Source organism: Streptomyces sp. PU-14G, assembly GCF_041028275.1.
Lineage (GTDB): Bacteria > Actinomycetota > Actinomycetes > Streptomycetales > Streptomycetaceae > Streptomyces.
Genome location: NZ_JASKYT010000419.1, coordinates 1 through 5,417 on the forward strand (window position 1 = coordinate 1; position 5,417 = coordinate 5,417).

The 5,417-nt window shown below is 72.5% G+C and carries 6 protein-coding genes; 5 read left to right on the top strand and 1 reads right to left on the bottom strand.

Annotated elements, in window-relative coordinates:
- The first annotated feature begins 235 nt into the window (after window positions 1-235).
- Both AB8Z75_RS30385 and AB8Z75_RS30390 read left to right on the top strand, forming a co-directional pair.
- Window positions 236-667 carry a hypothetical protein gene (locus AB8Z75_RS30385; RefSeq protein WP_369207604.1) on the top strand — a complete coding sequence of 144 codons (432 nt, stop codon included), beginning with the start codon at window positions 236-238 and terminating at the stop codon, window positions 665-667.
- The gene (locus AB8Z75_RS30390; RefSeq protein WP_369207606.1) at window positions 664-999 is read left to right on the top strand and encodes a winged helix-turn-helix domain-containing protein; all 336 of its coding nucleotides are present in this window, start codon (window positions 664-666) and stop codon (window positions 997-999) included. Before AB8Z75_RS30385 ends, AB8Z75_RS30390 begins: the two co-directional genes overlap by 4 nt.
- Window positions 1,000-1,263: 264 nt before the next feature.
- On the opposite strand, the gene AB8Z75_RS30395 is transcribed toward AB8Z75_RS30390, so the two are convergent.
- Window positions 1,264-1,572 carry a LysR family transcriptional regulator gene (locus AB8Z75_RS30395; RefSeq protein WP_369207608.1) on the bottom strand — a complete coding sequence of 103 codons (309 nt, stop codon included), beginning with the start codon at window positions 1,570-1,572 and terminating at the stop codon, window positions 1,264-1,266.
- Between the two features lie 507 nt (window positions 1,573-2,079).
- On the opposite strand from AB8Z75_RS30395, the gene AB8Z75_RS30400 reads away from it, so the two are divergent.
- From AB8Z75_RS30400 to AB8Z75_RS30410, 3 genes are read left to right on the top strand one after another with little or no spacing between them, the layout of a single operon-like run.
- Window positions 2,080-2,961 carry an ABC transporter ATP-binding protein gene (locus AB8Z75_RS30400; protein ID WP_369207610.1) on the top strand — a complete coding sequence of 294 codons (882 nt, stop codon included), beginning with the start codon at window positions 2,080-2,082 and terminating at the stop codon, window positions 2,959-2,961.
- On the top strand, window positions 2,958-4,115 hold the full coding sequence (locus AB8Z75_RS30405) for an ABC transporter permease (protein WP_369207612.1): 1,158 nt from the start codon (window positions 2,958-2,960) through the stop codon (window positions 4,113-4,115). The genes AB8Z75_RS30400 and AB8Z75_RS30405 overlap by 4 nt, the downstream gene beginning before the upstream one ends.
- Complete coding sequence (locus tag AB8Z75_RS30410) at window positions 4,115-5,383, top strand: YcaO-like family protein (RefSeq protein ID WP_369207614.1); 1,269 nt, start codon at window positions 4,115-4,117, stop codon at window positions 5,381-5,383. The genes AB8Z75_RS30405 and AB8Z75_RS30410 overlap by 1 nt, the downstream gene beginning before the upstream one ends.
- Window positions 5,384-5,417 lie beyond the last annotated feature (34 nt).

The following is a 5,417-nucleotide window of genomic DNA, read 5'->3' on the forward strand; positions in this document are numbered from 1 at the left end:
GCCGTGGGGGCGTTCCCGCAAAGGGGCGGCGCGAGGAGCGACGGCCTTCCCCGCCGCCGTCTTCTCCGACCCGCGCTTCTCCGACCCGCGAGGGTCCTCCGCGGGCCCCGCGGTCCACGGGGGCCGACAGATGCCCGCATTCGGCAGGATGCTTCGGTGACAACTACTTGCCAGCGTGGAAAGTAGATGTCTACTGTGCAAGACGTAAGGGAGCGTCAGCACGGGGAGGCATGCCATGGAGGCAGCGGAAGCGCGCGCGGCACTGGCGCGGCGGGATGCGGTGCAGGGGATCGGGCGGCGGGCCCACGCCGAGTGGTACGGGTGGTATCTGCTCGGCTTCCTCGCCTACACCCTGCTGCTGCTCGGCGCCGCGGCGGTCGCACGGACGGAACCGGCGGTGGGCGTCACCCTCAACGCGGTGGGCGCGGTGCTCGGGGTGGCCGCCATGGGGTACGCGGGCACGCGGCCCGTCGTCACCCGTGACTTCCGCCGCTTCCACGCCGTCTTCAGCCTCGGCTGGACGGTGCTGTACGTGGCGGCGGTCGTCGTCGGGTCCGTGTGGAGCGGGGGCGCCCCGGCCGCCTGGTGGTGGACGTCGCTCGTGGTGCTCGGCGCCTGGAGCGGTGGCGCGGTGCTGCTGGTGCGGCGGGCGCGTGGACGCCGATGAGTACCCCGCGCCACCCGAGGCACCGGCTGGACCCGTTGCTCCAGTCACCGGTGCGCTTCTCCGTCATGGCGGCGCTGGCCTCCGCCGAGCGGCTGGAGTTCCGCTTCGTACGGGACGCGGTGGAGATCAACGACTCGGCCCTCTCCAAGCAGTCCGCGACGCTGGAGGAGGCGGGCCTTGTCGAGGTGGAGAAGGGGTATCTCGGCAAGCGCCCACGCACCTGGCTGTCCGCCACGCCGAAAGGCAGGGAGGTTTTCCAGGAGCACTGCGCGTGCCTGCGGGAGATCGCCCGCGGTGTCGACGCCGGCCGGCTGCCGGCGGACAGTCCCTAGGCCCCGGCTTCCGGCGGACAGTGCCCGGAAACCTGACTGTCGGCGGACAGTACCCGGAAACCTGACTGTCGGCGGACGGTACCTGGAAGCCCGGCTTCCGGCGGACAGTGCCCGGGAACGCGGGGTGCCGGACGGCGAGCGGCGAGGTTGTGAGCCGGAGGCGGGGAGCGATGCTTCGCCCATCGCTCCCCGCCTTCTCCTCGCCTTCTCCTCCTTCTTTTCGAACGCGAATAGTCTTACCGGGGGCACGTCAATCCGTGCGGATTACGCGGCCCCCGCTTTCCGCAGATGTTCGGGCCGCTGCCCTGTGTGAGCCCGATAGGTGTGCCGGGACATCGGTTCCGTCCGGCACAGCAAGTCCATCCGGCACAGAATGTCGTGCGCGACCGGAACCATCCGCTTACCCGTTTCCGTCAGGCTCATGCCTCCCGGCGTCCGGCGGAAGAGCGGCTGCTGGGTGTGGACTTCGAGCTGTCTTATCTGGTCGCTGATGCTGGCGGCCGAGTAGCCCAACTCGGTGGCGGTCCTGGTCACGCTGCCTGTGCGTGCGCACGTGACAAATGCGCGAAGCATCCGATCGTTCACTGAGTCTCCCCGTGTGGCAAATTACGCAAACTCGGTGTTTTACGGACACAAGGGCGTTGCGAGCGGTGCTGCCCGGACGTGGGAGGTCATCCCGCGGTGTCCGTATGTCGGATGCCCACTATTCCGTCCAAGTCACCTGCGACACAAGGACACTGACGGGTAGTGAGCCGGAGGCCGGTCGCGTGTACGCGCTCAACCGCCCGCCGCGGCAGCCGGGTTCCCGGGTTTCGGTCTCTCCGAACACCTCTTGCCGTGTCCGCCGCGAGCGGGCAAGCATTGGCCGCGTTCACCGCCGACCAGACGACAGGACGCATAGCGCAGAACGTGCCAACGTATTGCGCGTGACGTGGGGATGCAGCGTCTATGTTCAGGATTCAAGAGCAAAGCGAACGCCCGAAATCGTCGACTTCCGAGGAATCCGAAGAAGGGGCCTCGCATGCGCTCGCCGTCAGTGGGCTCACCGTTCGATACGGGGATTTCACGGCGGTAAAGGATGTGGAGTTCACCGTCGGACGCGGTGAGGTCTTCGGCCTGCTCGGCCGCAACGGGGCGGGCAAGACCAGCACCATCGCCGCGGTCACCGGGCTGTTGCGCCCCGCGCACGGTCGCGTCCGCGTCCTCGGCAGGTCCGTCGGGGACGGTCCGCGCGGCGGCTCCTGGCTGGGCGGCGCCCTCTCCCTCCAGCCGCAGAAGACCAGCCTCTTCCCGCGTCTCACGGTCGAGGAGACGCTGCTGATGTGGGCGTCCCTGTATCCGGACCCCCGCCCCGTGCCCGCGCTCATCGAGGAGCTGGGCCTCGCTCAGAAGGCCCGCACCCGTGCCGCGAAGCTCTCCGGCGGCCAGCAGCAGCGGCTGCTGCTCGCCACCGCGTTGGTCGGCAACACGCCGCTCGTCGTCCTCGACGAGCCGACCACCGGGCTCGACCCGCACGCCCGCCGCGACGCCTGGGCCGTCATCAACCGTGCCAGGGCAGGCGGCACCACCTTCCTGCTGAGCACGCACGCCATGGAGGAGGCCGAGGAGATGTGCGACCGGCTGGCCATCCTCCACGAGGGCCGGCTGCTCACCTCCGGTTCCCCGGCGCGGATCGTCGACAGCCTCACCCAGGGCAGCACGGTCACCGTCAGGTCGGACCAGGAAGGCCTCGCGGAGGCCGCACGCGGGCAGTTCGGCGCCGAGGCGGTCCAGGCGCGGCCCGGTGGCGGCGGCACCCCCCGGTTCAGCGTGGCGACCGAGCGCCCCGAGCGGGCCGTCGCCTGGTTCGAGGAGCGGGCGCCTCAGGCCGACGTACGCGTACACCGGCCGACGCTGGAAGACGCCTTCCTCGCCGCGACCGGCACCGAAGGACCGCGCGCGAGCGAGGGGAGTGAGCGGTGAGCACGGTCGAGACCGGCAGGGCCCCAGCGCACGGTCCGGGCGGCGCGTCCGGCGAGGAAACCGGCGCGGGCGACGCGGCCCGCGCAACGCCTCCCCTCGACGGGCCGCGGACGAGCGGCGGCGCGGTGCCGCGCGGGCAGTTCGCCTCGCTGGCCAAGGGCATGACCAAGGAGCTGGTCCGCGATCCGATGGCGCTGTTCTTCAGCGTCGTCTTCCCGGTGCTGCTCGCCGGACTGTTCGTCGCGATCATGCAACTGACCTGGGCCGACGGCCCGTTCAAGATCGCAGTGGTGGGCAGCGACAGCCAGGCCGCCCAGCTGGCCGACGCGCTCGGCGACGGGTCGAAGGTCGCCGCGCTCGACTCGCCGCGCGGCGCCCCCGAGGGGATGGACGCGGTCGTCACCCCCACCGCCGACGGCGACGCGCTGCGGGTCCTCACCGACCCGGAGAGCCCCTCGGTGGTCACCGCGCTGCGCGACGCGCTGCCGCAGACCGGCTGGGAGGGGCGCGGCATCGACGCGCTGGGCACCGACGGCACCCCGCCGTTCGAGCCCATGCCGTTCGTGGTGCCGGGTGTCCTCGTGTTCGCCCTGATGTCACTGGCCCTCAGCGCCACCGCGGGCACTCTCGTCTCGCTCCGCGCCAACGGCACACTGCGGCTGCTGCGCACCACCCCGGCCACGCCGCAGGCCATCCTCACCTCTCTGCTGCCGGCGCGGGGCGCGCTCGGCCTGGCGCTGCTGGCCGTGGCCGGAGTCGCCGCCACCGCGCTGGGGCTGCTCACGCCGCTGTCCGCGCTGACGATGCTGCTGACGACCGCGCTGGGCATGTGGCTGCTGATGTCGGTGGGTTTCCTTCTCGGCGGCACCCTGCGCTCGCCGGAGCTGACCAACGCCATCGCGGGGCTGCTCACCCCCCTGCTGCTGATGGGCTCCGGTGTGCTCTTCCCGCTGGAGCTGATGCCCGACGGGTTCGCGGACGTCCTGTCCTGGAACCCGGTCGCGCTCCTGGGCGACGCGCTGCGGCACGACGTGACCGGCGGCGTCACCCGGCATGCGCAGTGGCTCGACTGGCTGCTGATCGCCGCCACCGCCGCCGTGCTGACCTTCGCGGCCGTCCGCGCCTTCCGCTGGGACACGGAGAAGAAGAACTGATGCATCCGACGACGACATCCGAGCGCCCCGGCGCCACACCCGCCACCGGCGCCGCACCCGCCACCGGCGCCGCACCCGCCACCGGCGCCGCACCCGCCACCGGCGCCGCACCCGCCACCGGCGCCGCACCCGCCACCGGCGCCGCACCCGCCACCGGTACCGCACCCGCCACCGGCGCCGCATCCGCCACCGGTACCGCACCCGCCGGGACCCCCACCGCACCGCCCGCCGGGACTGCGACCGCGACTGCGACCGCGACCGCGACTGCGATCCCGCACACCGGCGCGGGCGAGGGCACGCCACGGTACGACGCCGCCACCGCCGAGCCGCCCGGTTCGCTACGCAGGATGGGCGATCTCGTCTCGCCGTACGGACTGGTCAGCGGCGCCGTCCGGCTGCCCGGCAGCCCCGGTGACCCCGACTTCCCCATCTTCACCGCCTCCCTCGGCGACCCCGGGCACGTGCTGACCGGGCACGAGGACTGGGACCTGGGAGCCGAGCACGGCAACTTCGACGGCGCGGGCGGTGACCTCTCGCCCGAGCGGGCCGCACTGCTGGCGGTCGCCGAGTCCCTGGAGCGGTACTCCTCGTGCGCCCGCGACGCGGACCGCTACCGCTGGGCGACCGCCGAGGAACTCGGCGACGACGCGGTGCCTTTGGAGGCCTGGCCCAGGCTGTCGGCGGCCGAACTCGCGGCAGGCGGACACGGCCTGGTCGGGCCCGACCCCCGGGCGCCGATGCGCTGGGTACGCGGCTGGTCCTTCACCCGGCGGCGGCCCGTGTGGGTCCCGGCGGTGCACGTGTGGCTGAAGAACCCGCCCGAGGCGCTGGGCGAGCGCGTCAGCCACCCCGTCTCGACCGGCTGCGCCGTGCACACGGACGTGACCGCCGCCGTCGTCAACGGGCTGCTGGAGGTCGTCGAACGCGACTCGATCGCCCTGACCTGGCTGCAACGGCTGCGGCTGCCCCGGCTGACCCTGGACACCGGTCAACTGGCGCCCAGACAGCGACAGTTCGTCGAGCGGGCCGACAACCCGCACGTGCGCACCCAGCTGTTCGACGCCACCACCGACCTCGGCATCCCCGTGATCTACGGGGTGCAGTTGGCCGACTCCGACCCCGCGCTGGCCCAGGTCGTCGCCGCCACCTGCGACCCCGACCCCGGCGCGGCCGTCGCCAAGCTCTACCGCGAGGCCGCCTCGCTGCGCATCGCGCTGCGCCACCACATCACCACCAGCCCCGCCGCTGCCGAGGCGGCCTCGCGGTAGAGCTTGGCGGCCCCCCAACTGCACCCCGTAGATC

Excerpts from the sequence above, each read along its gene's own strand:
- AB8Z75_RS30395 (WP_369207608.1), bottom strand. The coding sequence starts at position 1,572 with ATGCTTCGCGCATTTGTCACGTGCGCACGCACAGGCAGCGTGACCAGG.
- AB8Z75_RS30410 (WP_369207614.1), top strand. The coding sequence starts at position 4,115 with ATGCATCCGACGACGACATCCGAGCGCCCCGGCGCCACACCCGCCACC.
- AB8Z75_RS30390 (WP_369207606.1), top strand. The coding sequence starts at position 664 with ATGAGTACCCCGCGCCACCCGAGGCACCGGCTGGACCCGTTGCTCCAG.
- AB8Z75_RS30385 (WP_369207604.1), top strand. The coding sequence starts at position 236 with ATGGAGGCAGCGGAAGCGCGCGCGGCACTGGCGCGGCGGGATGCGGTG.